Source organism: Mycobacterium colombiense (assembly GCF_001953985.1).
Classification (GTDB): Bacteria; Actinomycetota; Actinomycetes; order Mycobacteriales; family Mycobacteriaceae; genus Mycobacterium; species Mycobacterium colombiense_B.
Genome location: NZ_MBEI01000062.1, coordinates 23,648 through 40,193, shown reverse-complemented (window position 1 = coordinate 40,193; position 16,546 = coordinate 23,648). Strand labels below are relative to the sequence as shown.

21 protein-coding genes are annotated in these 16,546 nt (G+C 64.6%); 6 read left to right on the top strand and 15 right to left on the bottom strand.

Annotated features, from left to right (window positions below; genetic code table 11):
• The first annotated feature begins 52 nt into the window (after positions 1-52).
• Positions 53-340: a GlsB/YeaQ/YmgE family stress response membrane protein gene (locus A5732_RS20405; RefSeq protein ID WP_076051446.1), complete on the top strand. Its 288-nt coding sequence runs from the start codon at positions 53-55 to the stop codon at positions 338-340.
• A gap of 47 nt (positions 341-387) precedes the next feature.
• On the opposite strand, the gene A5732_RS20400 is transcribed toward A5732_RS20405, so the two are convergent.
• From A5732_RS20400 to A5732_RS20350, 11 genes are all read right to left on the bottom strand, one after another.
• Entirely contained in the window at positions 388-711 is a 324-nt protein-coding gene (locus A5732_RS20400) for a gas vesicle protein K (protein WP_076103135.1), read from the bottom strand.
• Complete coding sequence (locus tag A5732_RS20395; protein WP_064954627.1) at positions 708-917, bottom strand: gas vesicle protein; 210 nt, start codon at positions 915-917, stop codon at positions 708-710. Before A5732_RS20395 ends, A5732_RS20400 begins: the two co-directional genes overlap by 4 nt.
• Positions 910-1,692 carry a GvpL/GvpF family gas vesicle protein gene (locus tag A5732_RS20390; protein ID WP_076051409.1) on the bottom strand — a complete coding sequence of 261 codons (783 nt, stop codon included), beginning with the start codon at positions 1,690-1,692 and terminating at the stop codon, positions 910-912. Before A5732_RS20390 ends, A5732_RS20395 begins: the two co-directional genes overlap by 8 nt.
• The gene (locus A5732_RS20385; RefSeq protein ID WP_076051408.1) at positions 1,682-2,062 is read right to left on the bottom strand and encodes a gas vesicle protein; all 381 of its coding nucleotides are present in this window, start codon (positions 2,060-2,062) and stop codon (positions 1,682-1,684) included. The genes A5732_RS20390 and A5732_RS20385 overlap by 11 nt, the downstream gene beginning before the upstream one ends.
• A complete protein-coding gene (gene gvpO / locus A5732_RS20380; RefSeq protein ID WP_076051407.1) occupies positions 2,059-2,385 on the bottom strand; it encodes a gas vesicle protein GvpO in 327 nt (108 codons plus the stop codon). The genes A5732_RS20385 and gvpO overlap by 4 nt, the downstream gene beginning before the upstream one ends.
• Positions 2,386-2,390: 5 nt before the next feature.
• Positions 2,391-2,648 (bottom strand): gas vesicle protein GvpG, encoded by a 258-nt coding sequence (locus A5732_RS20375; protein ID WP_076051406.1) that lies wholly within the window; start codon positions 2,646-2,648, stop codon positions 2,391-2,393.
• A 3-nt stretch (positions 2,649-2,651) separates the two neighbouring features.
• Positions 2,652-3,419: a GvpL/GvpF family gas vesicle protein gene (locus tag A5732_RS20370; protein ID WP_076103134.1), complete on the bottom strand. Its 768-nt coding sequence runs from the start codon at positions 3,417-3,419 to the stop codon at positions 2,652-2,654.
• On the bottom strand, positions 3,416-3,826 hold the full coding sequence (gene gvpJ / locus A5732_RS20365) for a gas vesicle protein GvpJ (protein ID WP_064954633.1): 411 nt from the start codon (positions 3,824-3,826) through the stop codon (positions 3,416-3,418). Before gvpJ ends, A5732_RS20370 begins: the two co-directional genes overlap by 4 nt.
• Positions 3,823-4,836, bottom strand: coding sequence for an SRPBCC family protein (locus tag A5732_RS20360; protein WP_081396063.1), 1,014 nt, complete (start codon positions 4,834-4,836; stop codon positions 3,823-3,825). The genes gvpJ and A5732_RS20360 overlap by 4 nt, the downstream gene beginning before the upstream one ends.
• A gap of 6 nt (positions 4,837-4,842) precedes the next feature.
• Entirely contained in the window at positions 4,843-5,568 is a 726-nt protein-coding gene (locus A5732_RS27125; RefSeq protein ID WP_076051404.1) for a hypothetical protein, read from the bottom strand.
• A gap of 1,224 nt (positions 5,569-6,792) precedes the next feature.
• Positions 6,793-6,999 (bottom strand): hypothetical protein, encoded by a 207-nt coding sequence (locus A5732_RS20350; protein ID WP_064954635.1) that lies wholly within the window; start codon positions 6,997-6,999, stop codon positions 6,793-6,795.
• A gap of 181 nt (positions 7,000-7,180) precedes the next feature.
• Between A5732_RS20350 and A5732_RS20345 the strand changes: the two genes are divergently transcribed.
• From A5732_RS20345 to A5732_RS20325, 5 genes are all read left to right on the top strand, one after another.
• Complete coding sequence (locus tag A5732_RS20345; protein ID WP_076051403.1) at positions 7,181-8,188, top strand: YihY/virulence factor BrkB family protein; 1,008 nt, start codon at positions 7,181-7,183, stop codon at positions 8,186-8,188.
• Between the two features lie 130 nt (positions 8,189-8,318).
• Positions 8,319-9,146 carry a patatin-like phospholipase family protein gene (locus tag A5732_RS20340; RefSeq protein ID WP_065057037.1) on the top strand — a complete coding sequence of 276 codons (828 nt, stop codon included), beginning with the start codon at positions 8,319-8,321 and terminating at the stop codon, positions 9,144-9,146.
• Between the two features lie 56 nt (positions 9,147-9,202).
• Complete coding sequence (locus A5732_RS20335; RefSeq protein ID WP_253189091.1) at positions 9,203-10,084, top strand: 1-acyl-sn-glycerol-3-phosphate acyltransferase; 882 nt, start codon at positions 9,203-9,205, stop codon at positions 10,082-10,084.
• An 85-nt stretch (positions 10,085-10,169) separates the two neighbouring features.
• Entirely contained in the window at positions 10,170-10,610 is a 441-nt protein-coding gene (locus A5732_RS20330; RefSeq protein ID WP_064954639.1) for a rhodanese-like domain-containing protein, read from the top strand.
• A 7-nt stretch (positions 10,611-10,617) separates the two neighbouring features.
• Positions 10,618-11,844 (top strand): O-succinylhomoserine sulfhydrylase, encoded by a 1,227-nt coding sequence (locus tag A5732_RS20325; RefSeq protein WP_076103132.1) that lies wholly within the window; start codon positions 10,618-10,620, stop codon positions 11,842-11,844.
• Here the strand turns inward: A5732_RS20325 and A5732_RS20320 are convergent.
• From A5732_RS20320 to A5732_RS20305, 4 genes are all read right to left on the bottom strand, one after another.
• Positions 11,841-13,220 carry an NAD(P)/FAD-dependent oxidoreductase gene (locus tag A5732_RS20320; protein WP_076051400.1) on the bottom strand — a complete coding sequence of 460 codons (1,380 nt, stop codon included), beginning with the start codon at positions 13,218-13,220 and terminating at the stop codon, positions 11,841-11,843. The two genes, A5732_RS20325 and A5732_RS20320, sit on opposite strands and share 4 nt — an antisense overlap.
• A gap of 875 nt (positions 13,221-14,095) precedes the next feature.
• Positions 14,096-14,716, bottom strand: a complete 621-nt coding sequence (locus A5732_RS20315; protein WP_076103131.1) for a hypothetical protein — start codon at positions 14,714-14,716, stop codon at positions 14,096-14,098.
• Positions 14,717-14,721: 5 nt separating this feature from the next.
• Entirely contained in the window at positions 14,722-15,384 is a 663-nt protein-coding gene (locus tag A5732_RS20310; protein ID WP_076103130.1) for a TetR/AcrR family transcriptional regulator, read from the bottom strand.
• A gap of 7 nt (positions 15,385-15,391) precedes the next feature.
• Positions 15,392-16,540 carry an acyl-CoA dehydrogenase family protein gene (locus A5732_RS20305; RefSeq protein WP_076051398.1) on the bottom strand — a complete coding sequence of 383 codons (1,149 nt, stop codon included), beginning with the start codon at positions 16,538-16,540 and terminating at the stop codon, positions 15,392-15,394.
• Positions 16,541-16,546 lie beyond the last annotated feature (6 nt).

The following is a 16,546-nucleotide window of genomic DNA, read 5'->3' as shown; positions in this document are numbered from 1 at the left end:
CTGCCGTTGGGGGTATGTGATTCACAGCTCATATCACTGGCGGGAGGACGGCATGGCAATCCACGGCATCATCAGCGCAATACTGATCGGCCTGGTGATCGGCGCACTTGGACGGCTCGTTGTTCCAGGCAAACAACACATCCCCATTTGGCTGACGATCCTGGTCGGCATTGGTGCTGCGTTCGTCGGCACGGCGCTGGCTCGCGCGATGGGTATTCCCACGGATACCAAGGGAATTGATTGGCTGGAGCTGCTGGTTCAGGTCGTCGTTGCGGCGGTTGGTGTCGCCATCGTCGCTGCAGCATTTGGACGAAGGCGGTCCGGCATCCTGAGACGTTGACGGTCGCCCTTCACGAGCCCGGCTGACGTGTCAGCCGGGCTCGCCTTTCACTGGTCTCTCGGAAGCAGCGGGCCGAGCGGACCGAGGTCGATGTTGAGGTCCTCAGGTTCGAGACCGAAATGTTCGCGCAACTCGGTCATCTTCTCTTCCAACAGCATCAACGTTGTGCCGATGCGCTCGATCTGCTCGTCCGTCAAACCGCCGCGGTCAACCCGACGAATGGCCTGGCGTTCCATCAGTTGACGAAGCAACTCCACCAGAGTGAGCACCAGGCTCACCAAACCGCGCTCCACCGACTCGGGGTCAGCGCTTATGCGCTGGCGCGTGGTGTTGACGTCTGTCCGATGCGCCGGATATTCCGGTTCGTTCATCCAGCACCGCCGTCGACCAACCCGTCGGTGGGCAGCAGCGAACCAATTGATGAGACCAGAGCGCGCAGCGAGATGACGACCAAGTCCACGTCTGCAATGGCCAGGGTGATATCGCCGCTTATCACCACCCCACCGGCGAGCACGCGATCAAGCAGGTCGACCAGGGCGACCTCTCGGTTGTTGTCCGCGGGCAGCGCCTCAGGCATAGCCGCCCACATCGCCGGCAAACGAATACGGCGGCCATGGACCGGTGATCTCCAGTTCGATGCCCGGGGTGTTCCTGTCGATCGCCGCAACGGCGGCTCTGAATGCTTGGACGTCATCCCGCTCAACCAGATACGTACCGTTCAGCACCGTCCACGCCTCTCGTCCGGAGAGGCGGTGATCGCTTGCAGGCCTCCGTTTTCCGTCGACCGCACGCTCCAGCAGTCCGGCATGAATGCGTGCGGCATGTTCGGCCGCAAGGCGAAACGCATCGTCCTGCGAGGCGAGTGCGCGGCGTCGCCGCATCAAATACGCTGTGCCCGAGAGTTTCTCACCCGGACGATCGCCGGATTCGGCCTCGCCGGTGAGTACTTTGGCGTCGGCATACGCTTTGACGCCGAGCTCTTCACGCGACGTGACTCGGTCCAAACCGGCAACGAAGTCGTCATGCCTGGATGCGAGCATCTCGCGAACCCGACTGTCGTCGAGGAACACCGTCGCCATCCGCATCGGAACAACAGGACCGCGTCGTGCGATCGCAGAGATGACAGCGTCGTGGGCACGTGCCGTGGTGGCCAACCAGTCCAGGTCCTCGAGGTTCCGGCGCAACGGTTCCTCACCGAACTCACCAAGTCCGACGGTTCCCACGACAGCTGCTAGACCGGAACCCCTCACCGCCCGTACGGGTTCACCCGCGACGCCGTGGAGACCGGCGAAGCCCTGCTCCGCCGCTTCAGCGCGGACGACCGCATATGCCCAGACACCTTCAGTCGACATCCCCGTACTCCGCGGCTCGGTCTGTCACCGCACGCCGCCGACCACTCCCGTTCTCGAGCTCTTCGATGCGTTCGCGCAGCCGTTCGTTCTCAAGCTCCAATTGCGATGACTTGCCGGTCAGCCAGGGATCGTTCTCCCACCAATTGATTCCGGCTTCCTTAGCCGTCTCCAACGACGCCACCACAAGCCGCAGCTTGATGGTCAGGAGCTCGATGTCGAGCAGATTGACCCGGATGTCGCCGGCGATGACGATGCCGGTATCCAGCACCCGCTCCAGGATGTCGCCGAGGTTGGTCGACTGTGGACTGGACAGCGCCGAGCTAGACGCCTGTTGCACGGGCGAGAAATCGTTGCCAGGGGAGATCGTCACTCCGTCGTACCTCCTCTGTCCGTCTGGCCGCGCATATAGCGTCGAGTTCTTTGATAGGCCAGCATTTCTCCGCTGGGATCGAGCTCGATCTCATACAGCGCCAGCATGTCCGCGGACGACGGGATGCGCCTGTCCTCGACGGTTTCGACCTCGACGACCCAGCCGCCGTCGTCGGTGGGGGCCGCTGAAGTGATTCTGACCGGTTCTCCATCGGTGATTTCGGTGATGATCTCCCGAGCGAGGTCGACGGCGTCACGAGCCGTCAACGATGGCTCGTCGCCGTCGCGGTCGCGTGGTGATCGTGCCCGGGCGCGCTGCGTCATGGTTGTCAGTCCTCCTCAGGAGGTGGGGGCTCGGGTGCCCCCGGCTTGACTCTCGTCTGCAGGATCTCCTTTTGAAGCTCGGTTTCCTCGTCGGGCGAAATATCGCCGCGCTCGCGCGCTTCCTCGAGTTCTTCGAGTTGCCGGCGGGTGCGGGCGGGGTTGTGCAGTTCCTGTTCCACCTGCCGCTGAATGACTTCCGCAACCTTCACGACGCCGCGGACCGGAGCCAGCGGTAGCAGCACGAGGCCGGTGAACAGCCCCATCGCTCAGCCCGCCGCTTTGGCCGTGACGACGAAGTCGTACGCCGCCACCGGACCAAGCAACCGCAACTTCATTAGCCCACCGGCATTTTCGTTCATCCTTTTCACGACCTCTTCCAGCTCGGCTTGACGTTCGACTTCGCATAGAACCGCGACGTGCGCCGCATCCCATTCGTGCGTAGGTTCGCGTGGGTTGACCTGGCTGGCGATTCCCTCGATCTCGTCGATCACCGTGTTGGTGTCTGCATTGCGCATCGCCTCAATGGCATTCGCGATGAGCTCGCCTAGCGCGATCCGCGAATTCCGGGACGCGTCTTCGGACTTACCGCGTATGTCGTCAGCCAGCTGCCGCGCCTCGTCGTTCTCCGATAGCAGCCGGGCAAGAAAGGCTTGCTCGTCGTAGCGGCCCTTCACGATGTATTCCGCTTGACCCTCAAGGGCTTTGAGCGCCTGGGCGAATTCGTCATGATGCTCGCGCAGGAGCTCTTCGGCGACGGCATCCTGGTCCGTCATCACCGCGCCGAACCGCAACGGCAGGACGGGCGCGACGCCCGCGGTGCCGTCCAGCAGCTTTGCGTGTGCTTGCAGATCCTCGGGTGTACCGAGCGCGTGATCGACGGCGATGACGCTGACTAGGGCCGCGATGTCGCCTTCGTGGACGACATCGACCGGTGCCGGTGGGTCGCCGATGCCCTGAGCGGACTTTTCGACTTCGACGTCGCCCGGAACGATCCCGTACACGTATACCGCGCTGTCGGCTTGTGAGGTGGTCATCGGTCCTCCCGCTGGCTTCGGACCCGAGTCGCTTTCTTCCGTTGCGGCTTGTCTGGGTTGAGCAGACCGCCGAGCTTCTCGCCCGCGGCCTCGAGCACACCCTCTGTCTTGCTCTTGGCCGCTCCGGACGTGACATCGTCCACCAGTTCGGGCAGGCCCGCTTTGGGATCTTCTTGGGGGATGTCGAGCCGGTTGACCGCCTCGGCGAATCGCAGGTAGGTATCCACGCTCGCGATGACGACGCGTGCGTCGACGGTCAGCAACTCGATGCCCACGAGTGAGACGCGGACGTAGGCGTCGATGACGAGACCCTTGTCCAGGATTGTGTCCATCACGTCGGCCAGGCTGCTCGAACTCGGTCCACCCGGACCACTCGGGCCGCCCGCCGGCTGGATTGCGGTTGTCATGCTTGTCTCCCCCCTTTGGCCGGGACGCGACGGCGACTGGAGCTCGCCGTCCCGCTCGTACGGCCGGTGTTAGTGGGCTTGGATGTGCGACTTTGGTCGGTCGCTCGCCGTCGCTTCGGACGCGAAGCGGTTCGGCTTTGTCTGTCTTCTGCCTGTTGTCCGTCGTCTACGACTTCACCGTCGCGGATTTCGCCATGCCATCCCTCGACTTCGTCGGGGTGGAGCACCGCCTGCATCATCACTTCGCGCTGGAAGTTCTTCAGCTCCAACCGGATTCGCCGGCCTTGTGCCCGCCATATGTTGCCGGTCTTCTCGAAGAACCCTTGCGGGTGGTATTCCAGGACAACGACCACGCGGGTGAGGTTCCGCGCGAGTTCGTGGAAGGTGACCGCGCCGTCGAGGTACCCTTTGTCGCCCTTCGACCGCCACACGATGCGCTCGTTGGGAACCTGCTCGGTGATTGTCGACTCCCAGCTACGGTGCGACCAGAAAACCTGCGCCTTCCACCGCAGCTTCTCGTCGGATTTCTGTTCGACTTGTTCCAGCTTCTTCATGTACTTCGGAAAGTCGGCGAACTGGGTCCACTGGTCGTATACCAGGTCTATGGGCGCACCGACGTCGATGTGCTCGACGATGTTGGTGATCTTGGACTTCTTGCCGCCCTTGCCTTTTCCGCCGAACAGTGACCCGGCAGCGTTCTTGACAGTGTCCGTGACTTTCCCACCGGCGCTGCTCAAACCTGCTTTGACCGCAGTCTTGACCGGGGTGGTCAGATCATCCACGCCGGTGACCGCGGACAGCAGCCCGCTTCCGCCACCGTTTTGCGCATAGTCGGTCAGGCGCTCGGTCGCTCCGCTCAGGCGGCCCGATATCGAGGACACGGCCCGATCGGTGAAGGTGCCGGCAAGCTGTTGCAGCGAAGCCTGTAGTTGTCCCGATGCGGGGTCCGTTTCAGCCGTTTGCTTGCCGCGACCCGGCTGCCTTATCGTTCCTTTAGCAGTGCGCGTCATTGGTTTTCACCGTCCTCGTCGCGCGGTTGAACGCGTCGTCGCTGCCGGCGCACGCCGGCGACTCGCGACCCTGACGGACTGTTCTTCCGGTGAAGCCGCTCGTGACGAGCGCCGTACCGAGGCTCGCGGCGCGGGGGCCCGACGAGTCGCTCGACGCCGGGTTACCGGTGGCTGGAGCATTTCCTCCTCCGCCTCCTCATCATCGATGTCGGTCGCGGTGAGGTCTTCGTCCTCATCGATGTCGTCGTCCGCTTCGTCGACATCGAGCGGTTCTTCGTCCACGTCGTCCGCCGGTTCCTCGTAGGCCGCGTCCTCATCGAGGTCCTCGTCGAGATACTCGTCTTCATCAGGCCGCGTTCGCCGCGGTCGACCACCCAGATTGAGGGTGTCGCCGACGGTGCCTCCGACATCATCGAGCACCTCGTCCGCACCAACCGCCGAGGTGACACCTTGCAGGCGATCGTTCAGCGAATCGACCTGATGGGTCACGGCAGTGAGCGCAGCCGACCGGGCGGCTCCCAACACGTCACCGCGCAGTTGCTCTCTCAACTGACCCAACTCGGCCGTCCCGCCGAGGGACTTGAGCCCGTGCGCTACGAGGTCGCCCGGCCGAGCAGGAAATTTGCCCGTTATCCCTGCAGCCGCGAGCATCAGCGCGAGTCGGCCCTTGCGGGTCCTGCCCAAGAGGTATCCCGCTCCGACCGCCAGCGCGACTTTCGCTCCGTTCGCCATGTCGTACTCTCCTTGTGCCGGTTCATTTATTCACCGCATCCGGCATGAAATATTGGGGGAGCGCCCCTGAACCCTTCCGAGGTTTTCCACCGATGCTTACCGGCGTTTACCCCCGCCGTGGAGCCGTTAATCGCACTGCACGGATTTTGCCGAGGTTTTTTCCGGTCCCGCGCGAGCTCCTGCCTAGCAATCCGCTTGGACTGCACTGCCGCCGCGGATACAGTTGCCGGACAATGTATTAAGACATAGAATCAGCTCACTCAGCTATTGCTGCCCGAAGGGTTGGTATACATGCGGCAGCGTAGCTAACGCCCTTACATAACTTGATTTACGTCTTTTGCGGAAGCGCTATTTGACTTCCATTTAATTGAATTTATACACTTTTTTGTGCTTGGTCGGCAATTCCGCAATTTCGCACACGGACAGCCACTGCCAATGAACGGGCAATCGAGAGATGGCGAACTAACGTTGCCGGCGGGCGCGGGAACCGATGGAGCTAGAACCGCATCGCCGACTCAGCCCACTGTCACCTCGGTCACTTGTAGAAGGCGTCGTGCGGCCAACAACGAATGGCGCCCTATTGTGCGTGCGTTTAGTTAAGGATCGCCGGCTGAATCGCCCCAGATTCCTCGACCCTTTCGTACGAAAGTACCCAAAGATGCTCTGCTGCAGTGCATCTCACGCGGCGCTGCAGCGATCGTAAATACAGGAGCCATTAAGCAGTAAGCCCGCTCCTGTTCATTGCCCGCTCGGAGGACTTGCGGCGGAAAAACCATCAGTCATGCCACCGATGCGTGAGTTGTCGCTCGCGCCTGGGTTTTGGTGCAGCCATTGTGCGTAGGGCCCGACCGTGCGGGAGCCAATTTGCGGGCGGTTCGCAACAGAGCGACACCGCTGCCGTCCCGAGTTATCTCTTGCAACTTCGATACGACGCCGCCTTCGAACCCGACAAGCGCGTTGAATTTGCCTGCCCCACAACCGCGGACATATCGCGCGGAACCAATCAATCGGCGATTAGATCGTCTTGACCAGCAAACGCGTTCGGGGCCAGATGGCCGCACCGCGCGGCCGCCTTCGGAGATGGCTGGGGTGTCAATTCGAATGACCGCAGGGAAGCTGGCCGCCTCGCCGCTAGCCTGTTAAGCCGCAGAGACGAGAAGGACTTCGTCGCAGAATCGGATCCGCGCGCGCGTCAACGACGCAAACGCGTTCCCGTGCATAGTGTTACGGGGTATGCATCAGATTACCGGCAAGAGCGAAAAGGCGGCCGCCGAGCTTCATGACCGGTATCCCAAGCGGAATCAGAAGGACTGTCACGCACAGCACCAAGCCGACGAGCCAGACCACCGCCGCAAGGATCCCTAACACCACGCCGAGCACAGCTGTGAGGATGCCTAACACCGTTCCCAGTAATCCATTCAACACTCGCATGTTGACTCTCCTTACAGGAAAGAGGAATACCCGCCGCGAGCGCTATTTAACGTCTGTCTACCAGGCAATCGTTCCAAATCTGTCGCTCGCTGCGGTCACACCGAGCGGCTCATAGTTGGTGCAAGCGTTGGGTTCTCGGGTATCCCACTGCGAAGGGTGGTGGGACGGCGAGGGATGAACGATGAGCGATACCGCTACAAATCCGGCCGAGCGGATCGTTCGTCGGTTTGACCGCTGGCAACAGCGGCACACCGTCGTCGGGTTCCCGATCGCGGTAATCAAGAAATTCGGCGACGACGAAGCCGGACACCTCGTGTCCCTGCTGGCTTATAACTCCTTTCTTGCGACGTTTCCTCTCCTGTTGGCGTTCAGCGCGGTGCTCGGGGTGACGTTGCGCAGCCATCCCGGGTTGCATCAGAAGGCCGTCAGTTCGGCGCTCGCTGAATTTCCCATCATCGGCGGCCAGATTCACGATCAGCTCGGGGTGGAACATCTCAGCGGCACATTGCCGTCGTTGGTCATCGGGATCGGTGGGGCCCTGATCGGGGGCCGGGGGTTCGCCCATGCCTTGCAGAAGACCCTCAACACGGTGTGGGCCGTGCCCAAAGCCGACCGGCCCGGCTTCTTCCCTCGCTACGCGAGGACCGTCGGGCTGCTCTTGCTGCTGGGCCTCATCGTGGCGGTCACCGGTGCTGCCAGCACCGCCGCGGGGATCGCCGCATCGCTCGGTTTTGGTGGCCTGCCGGCGCGCATCGTCAGCCTCGGCGTCGGGACGGCGTTGGGTTTCGGCTTCTTCCTCATCCTCTTCCGGGTTGCGGCGGCCGGCCAGGTGTCGACCCGTTCGATGATCTTCGGCGCTGCGATCAGTGCATTGGGGTGGCAGGTCCTGCTCACCGCGGCCGGGGTCATCGTCACCCACCAACTTCGTCACGCTCAGGCGGTCGCCGGGATGTTCGGAGTGGTTCTGGGGCTCCTGGCTTGGCTCGCGCTTCAGGCAACCGTCATCGTTTACGCGATGGAGGTCGACGCCGTTCGCGCGCGACACCTATGGCCCCGAAGCATCGTCCAGCCTCCCCTCACCGAGGCCGATAAGACCTACTACACCGACGCCCTGCGGGCGGAAGCCCAGCGGCCCGAACAACGGCTACGGGTCGCGTACCAGACGAAGTCAGACACCAGTCAGCAATGAATCACCTCATACTCCTTGAAGCCCAATTGATTCGACACCGCGCCGTATCGCCGGCGATAGTCCCCGTCGAGCACGCCCGGGCAGGAGACCGCAGCGGAATGTGCAGCGGTTGAGTGGGTATACCTGGTGGATGACGTTCCACGCGTTCGTGCTGGGCGGGGGCGGCATGCTCGGCGCCGCCGAAGTCGGCATGGCGCGCGCACTGCTGGAGGCGGGAGTGCAGCCAGAGTTAGTGTGCGGCACGTCGGTTGGCGCGATCAACGGTGCGGCCATCGCCGCGGACCCGACACCGGAGGGTGCGCAACGCTTATTGGAGATGTGGGAGGCACTCGGCCGGACCGACATGTTCGACGGTTCGCTCGTCGGCCGGATCGCCGGCCTGGTGAGCCGCAGAACGGCGCTGCATGGCAATGGCGCTCTCCGCCGGACGCTGCAGGACCACCTCCCGGCGGGAACATTCGAGGATCTCGCCGTGCCGTTCGAGTGCGTGGCGGCCAGTATCGAACGTGCCCGTGAGCACTGGTTCGACAGCGGCGAATTGGTCGAGCCCGTGCTCGCGTCGTGCGCGCTGCCCGGCGTCTTCCCGCCGGTGCGTATCGGCGATGAGCACTTTCTCGACGGCGGCCTCGTGAACAGCATCCCGCTGGGCAGGGCGGTCGCCCGCGGCGCGGACACCGTGTGGGTCTTGCACGTGGGGCGCTTGGAGGAAGATCTCACCGCACCACGATTTTTGTGGGAGGTCGCATTCGTCGCCTTCGAGATCTCGCGGCGCCATCGGTTTCTCAGCGATCTCGAACGAGTGGGATCGGAAGTGGCGGTCCACGTGCTTCCGACCGGGTTGCCCCAGCGGTCCCCCGCGACGTGGTCGAACCTGCGCTACCGTGATACCCGCCGGATCGCAGGACGAGCCGAACTCGCTTATGACGCAACGCGCGACTACCTCAAGGCGCGGCTATGAGGTGGCTACGTCGCGCGTTCACGGTGCCATTAGTGACCATCTTGATGGTTGCCATCTTGTTGTCGGGGCCGCTGCTGCTGGCCACCGCAGGCATCACGGGCCTGCTTACCCGGTCGAGTCGACTCCCGCGCACGGTCGGTGCACTGCTGGCGTACGCCCTCATCGAACTGCGCACGCTCGCAAAGCTTTTAGGTGGAAACCGGGATTGCGACCAACTCATGGAGGGCATCCTCACTTTCGTTTATGCCGTGGCGCGCAAAATTCTCGATGTGGAGGTCGTCCTCGACCCCGCCTCGACGACTCCGGACGACCTCCCGCGCGATCAGCCGCTCATCGTGCTGTCACGCCATTGCGGTCCGGGAGACAGCGTGCTGGTGGCGTGGCTGCTCGTAATCGAATACCGGCTGCAGCTGAGGATCGTGCTCAAAGCCATCCTTCAGTGTGAGCCCGTACTCGACTTCGCCGGCGAACTGGGAGGCCTGTGCTTTCTCGGTCGCGGCGACCGCGCGCGCAGACAAATCCGCGATCTGGCTAAATCGCTTGTCGGCGGCCAGGCGATGCTGCTGTTCCCCGAGGGTGCCAATTTCAGTTGGCCGCGATGGCGCGACGCGATCACCCAACTCCGCGCCACCCGCGGCTTCCGCGCGGCTCGGCGTGCGTTGCGGCAATCCCACACGCTGCCACCGCGCAGTGGCGGCGTGGCCGCAGCAGTGGCGGGCGCCCCGAAAGCCAACATTCTGCTGGTGACCCATAACGGATTCTGCGCCGACGGGCGGGCCCGACCCTGGTGGCAGCTACCCATACATCGGCAATTGCTCATCCGCACGGTTGTGTTGCCGGCCGGTCGTATTCCGCCGCCCGCTCGAATGGGCCCCTGGCTCGAACGAACGTGGACACAAGTCGACGCTTGGGTCGCCGCTCACGCCGAGCGTTCCTAAGTCTGCAATGGTCAGAGCCCCCTGCAGGCGGGCCGCTCGGCGCGGATAGTGTGGCTGACAACGAGCACAACGAGGGAATACGAGCATGAGCACAGATCGCGCACACTCCTACGCCGGGGACATCTCTCCCCTGGAGGCATGGAAGCTGCTCAGCGACAACCCCAACGCCGTGCTGGTCGACGTGCGGACCGACGCCGAATGGCGGTTCGTCGGTGTGCCCGATCTGTCCAGCCTCGGCCGTGAGGTGTTGTTCCTGGAGTGGAATTCGTCCGACGGACGGCACAACGCGAACTTCGGCGACCAGCTGCGCGAGCAGGTGGCGCCGGCCGAAGGCGACGCGCAGCGGCCGGTGCTGTTCCTGTGTCGCTCCGGAAACCGTTCCATCGGCGCCGCCGAGGTTGCCACCGAGCTCGGCATCACGCCGGCCTACAACATCCTGGACGGCTTCGAGGGCCAGCTCGACGCCAACGGCCACCGGGGTGAGACGGGCTGGCGCGCCATTGGATTGCCCTGGAAACAGGGCTGAACCGGCGATGACCCCAGCCGACGACGACTCCGTTCGCACGCCCGCGGCGCTGCCTGAGGGAGTCAGCCAGGCGACCATCGGCGTGCGCGGCGGGCTGTTGCGGTCGGGATTCGACGAGACCGCCGAGGCGATGTATCTGACGTCGGGCTACGTCTACGAGACGGCGGCGATTGCGGAGCAGTCGTTCACCGGCGAGGTGGACCACTTCGTCTACTCGCGCTACGGCAACCCGACAGTGACGATGTTCGAGGAGCGGCTGCGCCTGCTCGAAGGGGCGCCTGCGGCCTTCGCCACCGCGAGCGGCATGGCCGCGGTGTTCACCTCGCTGGGTGCGCTGCTGGGTGCGGGGGACCGGCTGGTCGCCTCGCGCAGCCTGTTCGGCTCGTGCTTCGTGGTGTGCAACGAGATCCTGCCGCGCTGGGGTGTCGAAACCGTCTTCGTCGACGGCGACGACCTGGCGCAGTGGGAACAGGCGTTGTCGGTGCCCACCACGGCGGTGTTCTTCGAGACGCCGTCGAATCCGATGCAGTCACTGGTGGACATCGCCACGGTGTGCGAACTTGCCCACCCCGCGGGTGCAAAAGTGGTGCTGGACAACGTCTTTGCCACACCGCTGCTGCAGCAGGGCATTCCGCTCGGGGTCGACGTGGTGGTGTACTCCGGAACCAAGCACATCGACGGTCAGGGCCGGGTGCTCGGCGGGGCCATCCTGGGCGACAAGGAGTACATCGACGGCCCCGTGCAGAAGCTGATGCGGCACACCGGCCCGGCGATGAGCGCGTTCAATGCCTGGGTGCTGGTGAAAGGGCTTGAGACGCTGGCGGTCCGGGTGGAGCACAGCAATTCCTCGGCCTTCCGGATCGCCGAATTCTTGGAGAGCCATCCGGCGGTGAGCTGGGTCCGCTACCCGTACCTGTCCTCGCACCCGCAATACGACCTGGCCAAGCGCCAGATGTCCGGCGGGGGAACGGTGATCACCTTCGCGCTCGACTGCCCGGACAGCGCGGCCAAGGGGCGCGCCTTCGAGGTGCTGGACAAGCTGCAGCTGATCGACATCTCGAACAATCTCGGCGACGCCAAATCCCTTGTCACGCATCCCGCGACCACCACGCACCGGGCCATGGGCCCGGAGGGTCGCGCGGCGATCGGGCTCGGTGACGGCGTGGTGCGCATCTCCGTCGGGCTGGAAGGCACCGACGATCTGATCGCCGACATCGATCGGGCGCTGAGCTAGCCGGCCTGTTTCTCGGCCGAGTCGACGTGCTCGGCCGCAGCCAGGGTGCCGTCCTGCGCCTGGCGCTCCAGCCAGTCCACGACCGGCCGGGCGTAGATCATCTGGCTGGTGATGGCCATCTGGCCGCGGGTGCGGCCCAGGAACGAGATGCCCCAGGCGAACATGGCGGCGATGCGGTTGCGGTGGCCGATCAGGTAGTACAGGTGCAGCAGCAGCCACGCCAGCCAGGCGACGAATCCGGCGAACTCCACCTTGCCGACCTGCGCGACGGCGCTGTAGCGGGATATCAGGGCCATGCTGCCCTTGTTGACGTACTTGAACGGCTTGCGTTCGGCCGGATTGTCGTGTCCCTTGACGGCCTGCTTGATGAGGGTGGCCGCGTATTTGGCGCCCTGGATCGCGCCCTGCGCCATGCCCGGAACGCCGGGCACCGACATCAGGTCGCCGACCACGAAGACGTACGGGTGTCCCTTGACGGTGAGGTCGGGTTCGACGATCACCCTTCCGGCGCGGTCGGTTTCGGTTCCGTCGGACTGCTCGGCGATCATCGCGCCCAGCGAGCTGGCTTGCACCCCGGCCGCCCAGACCTTGCACGCGCATTCGATGCGGCGTTCGCTGCCGTCCTTCTCCTTGATCGTGATGCCCATGTAGTCGACCGCGGACACCATCGCGTTGAGCTGGACCTCGACGTCCATCTTCTCCAGCCGCCGCTGCGCCTTGAGGCCGAGCTTGGGACCCATCGGCGGCAGCACCGCGGGCGCCGCGTCCAGCAGGATGACGCGGCATTCGCTGGGGGTGATCGTCCGGAATGCCCCGGCCAGGGTGCGCTCGGCCAGTTGGACGATCTCGCCCGCCAGCTCGACGCCAGTGGGCCCGGCCCCGACCACCACGAAGGTCAACCGGCGTTTGCGCTCGGCCGGATCGATGGCGACCTCGGCGGCCTCGAACGCGCCGAGGATGCGGCCCCGCAGTTCCAGGGCGTCGTCGATGCTCTTCATCCCGGGCGCGAAGGCGGCGTACTCGTCGTGGCCGAAATAGGACTGCTGCGCGCCGGCGGCCACGATCAGGCTGTCGTACGGCGTCACCGTGTCCATGCCCATCAGGTGGGATTTGACCGTCTTCGCGGCGAGGTCGATGGCCGAGACGTCGCCCCACAGCACCCGCACGTTCTGCTGGCGGCGCAGGATGAGTCGGGTGGTCGGCGCGATGTCGCCCTCGGACAGGATTCCGGTGGCCACCTGATACAGCAGCGGCTGGAACAGGTGCGTAGTCGTTCTCGAGATCACGGTGATATCGACGTCGGCGCGCCTGAGCGCCTTGGCCGCGGACAGTCCGCCGAAGCCGCTTCCGATGATGACGACACGATGGCGCGACATGCCTGTCCCTTCTGCACGCGTGGGCCTGGGGATCAATCTTCCCAGCGCATGTCCACCGTACGACGCCACCCGGGAGAAAGGCGAGGCAATCCTTCGAATACCGGAGCGCCGCGCGCGGCAACCGCAAGCGGCCCAGGGGGCACCGCATGCGAAAGCCGTTGCAAGGAGTCGGGTCTCGGCACTTCTCGTGGGTGCGCGCGCCAAGGCGACCGAAATACCTTGTGTGATGCAGGATCCCGGCCGGAGTCGCGCTGGATCGGCGACCCTTGTCGCGGCTCCGGCCGGTCACCTGTTGGACTTCGCTATACGCGAAGGTATATCCGAAGAAAAACCGCTGATTACTTTGCGGCCCCTTCGGTTACTGCACTGCTATCCGCCGGTGCAGGTCAAACCGGGTCCGCAATCGATAACGAGCGGAACCGTGCACGCCGAGGTCATTGGTGCTGCGAGGGCGATGACCAAGGCGAGGACAATTTTGCCGGTACGACGTGACATAAGAACCCCCTTCGTCTGGGAGACGATTGTCTGATGCCCGACGCCGGTTAGCTTACGTGCTCAACGACTCGTAGATAAGGGATTTCGCGAAGATCGCCGTCCGGTTCGTCAAACGGATCAGTCGAGATCGCCGGCCGGATGCGGCCGACTCGGCGCGAATGGAATTCCAGCAAATCGTGCGCCGGTAAGAAATGGAAATATCCTGCGCGGCTAAGTCGGCGCGGCTATATTGGGACGCTAATTTCCCGCTGCAAGGCGGCGATGTGCGCCAGCCGGATATGAATTCAAATCGGCGACCAAATCGGCGGCGGCGATGCCGCGGCGAAACCGTCAAGCGGGCAATTGGTTTCACCGGCCGCTCGGCGGCACCTCAACTCGGCCTAGAAGGGCCACGCGTTGGCGTCGCTCTTGTACTTGGCGTTGAGTTGGCTGCAGAAGTCGGCGGCGGTGCCGGCGAGCAGGATGTAATAGGTCTCGCCACGGCGGCTTTCGTAGGAGGTGGGGGTCGTCCAGCCGTTGTCGCACATCGCGGCTTCACCGCCGGCTGCCGTTCTGCGCCAGTTGGTCTTGGCGCAGGCGACCAGGCTGTCGACGTTCGGGGTAGCGCTCTTGGCCGCGACCAACATAGCGCCGCCCCACTGCCCGTCGTTGCGCCGATAGGCTCGGGCGCCGAATCCGGCGTTGTCGGTCTGGCAGGTCAACGCCCGGCGCAGCAGCGAGAAGGGACCCGCGAGCTGCTGGTTGGCGGTCCCGGCCGCGGCCGTGATGAATTGCGCCGCGTCCGAGCCGTCCACCTCCTGGACCACGTTGGGGTTGCCAAAGCTGAAGAGCTGCTGCGAGATTCCCTGCGCGGCGGCCGAGCCGCCGCCGATGATCGGCCCGGCGCCGCTGGAGGTCATCGCGGGCAGCGTGGCATCGGCGCCCGCCGCGGGCATCCCGACGGCGGTACACAGGGCCAGCAGCGCGGCCATGCTGCGAATCGGGCGGGCGGTGATTCTCATGACCTTTATTTCAGCACGTGTGCGTACTCTGCGCGGCGGTCGTCGGCAATCAGCCCGCTCAGCACGTGGCGGGTCTGCAGCGCGATGTACCGATCGATGGTGTAAATCGGCCCGAAGTGCCAGTGCTTGAGCGCCCAGCCGTGGGCGAGCAGCATGATGTCGAACACGGTGAGGTCGACGTCGACCCGGCGAAAGACGCCCCGGGCGATGCCGGCTTCGATCACCGCGCGCAGCGGGGCGGCGGTGGCGATTTCGAGGTCCTTGATCTGGGTGCGGCCCGGCGCCCCGAGGGTGCGGCTTTCCCGGTAGGTCAGTACCACGCCGTCGAGGTTCTCGTCGACGATCTCGATGTAGCGGCGCACGCCCGCGGTCAACTGGGCGACGACGTCGTCGCCGGCGGCCTGGATGACTGGTGCCAGCTGATCGCGGAACACGTCCTGGATCCGCACGATCGTCGCGAGCAGCAGGTCCTCCTTGCCGCCGAAGTACTTGTAGATCAGGCCGACGCTGACCTTGGCCTCGGTAGCCAAATCCTGCATGGACATCTGGTGAAAACCGTTGCGGCCCATCACCTTGACCGCGGCGTCGAGCACCTGGCGGCGCCGCGAGCCGGCCCCCGCCGCGCGCACCGCCTCCTCGACGGGCAGCTCGCTGTAATCGGTGACCATCACACCCTCAGATGCCCAGGTCCTTGGCGATGATCGTTTTCATGATCTCGTTGGTGCCGCCGTAGATGGTCTGAATGCGGGCGTCGACGAAGGCGCGCGCCACGCTGTATTCGCGCATGTAGCCGTATCCGCCGTGCAGCTGCAGGCAGCGGTCGGCGGTGCGCACCTGCAGGTCGGTGGTCCACCACTTCAGCCGGGCGGCGCGCGCGGCGGTCAGCTCACCCTCCAGGTGCTCGGCCAGGCAGTCGTCGAGATAGGTACGCGCGATGTCGATTTCGGTCGCCAGCTCGGCGAGCACGAATTGGCTGTTCTGGAAGCTGGCGATCGGTGAGCCGAACGCCGTGCGGTCACGCACATAGTCGAGGGTTTCGGCCAGGATGCCTTCGGCGGCGGCCACCGCCCCCACCCCGAGCGCGAGCCGCTCCTGGGGCAGGTTTTTCATCAGCTGGTAGAAGCCCTTGCCCTCCTGCTCGAGCAGATTGGCCTTCGGCACCCGCATATCGGTGAAGGTGAGCTCGCTGGTGTCCTGGGCGTGCAGGCCGATCTTCTCCAGGTTCCGGCCGCGGGAGAAGCCTGGTGTGGCGGGGTCGACGACTAGCAGCGACAGCCCGTGGTGGCGGTCCGGCGAGGTGCGCACCGCGATGACGAAGAGGTCGCCGATCTGTCCGTTGGAGATGAACGTCTTGGCGCCGTTGACGACGTAGTCGTCACCGTCTGGTACCGCCGTCGTGCGGATTCCGGCCAGATCGCTGCCGGTGCCGGGCTCGGTCATCGCGATGGCGAGCACCGTCTCGCCGGTGACCACGCCGGGCAGCCAGCGCTGTTGCTGCTCGGGCGTGGTCAGATCGGTGAGGTAGGGCAGCACCACGTCGTTTTGCAGCGTGAAGGCGATGGCCTCGGCGGCCGCACCCGCCCGCTGCAGCTCGTCGATCACGATCGCGTTGTAGCGGAAGTCGCACACGCCCGGGCCACCGAGATGCTCGGGCACCGAAAAGCCCAGCAGCCCGAGTTTGCCCGCCTCGAGGAACAGCGAGCGGTCCCACTGGCCGTCCCGTTCCCAATCCTCGTGATTGGGCACGACCGTCTGTTTTACGAAATCGCTTACCAGTTCCCGGAACTGGTGATGCTCGGACGTGTACTGCAGGCGTGCGGCCATTGTGCT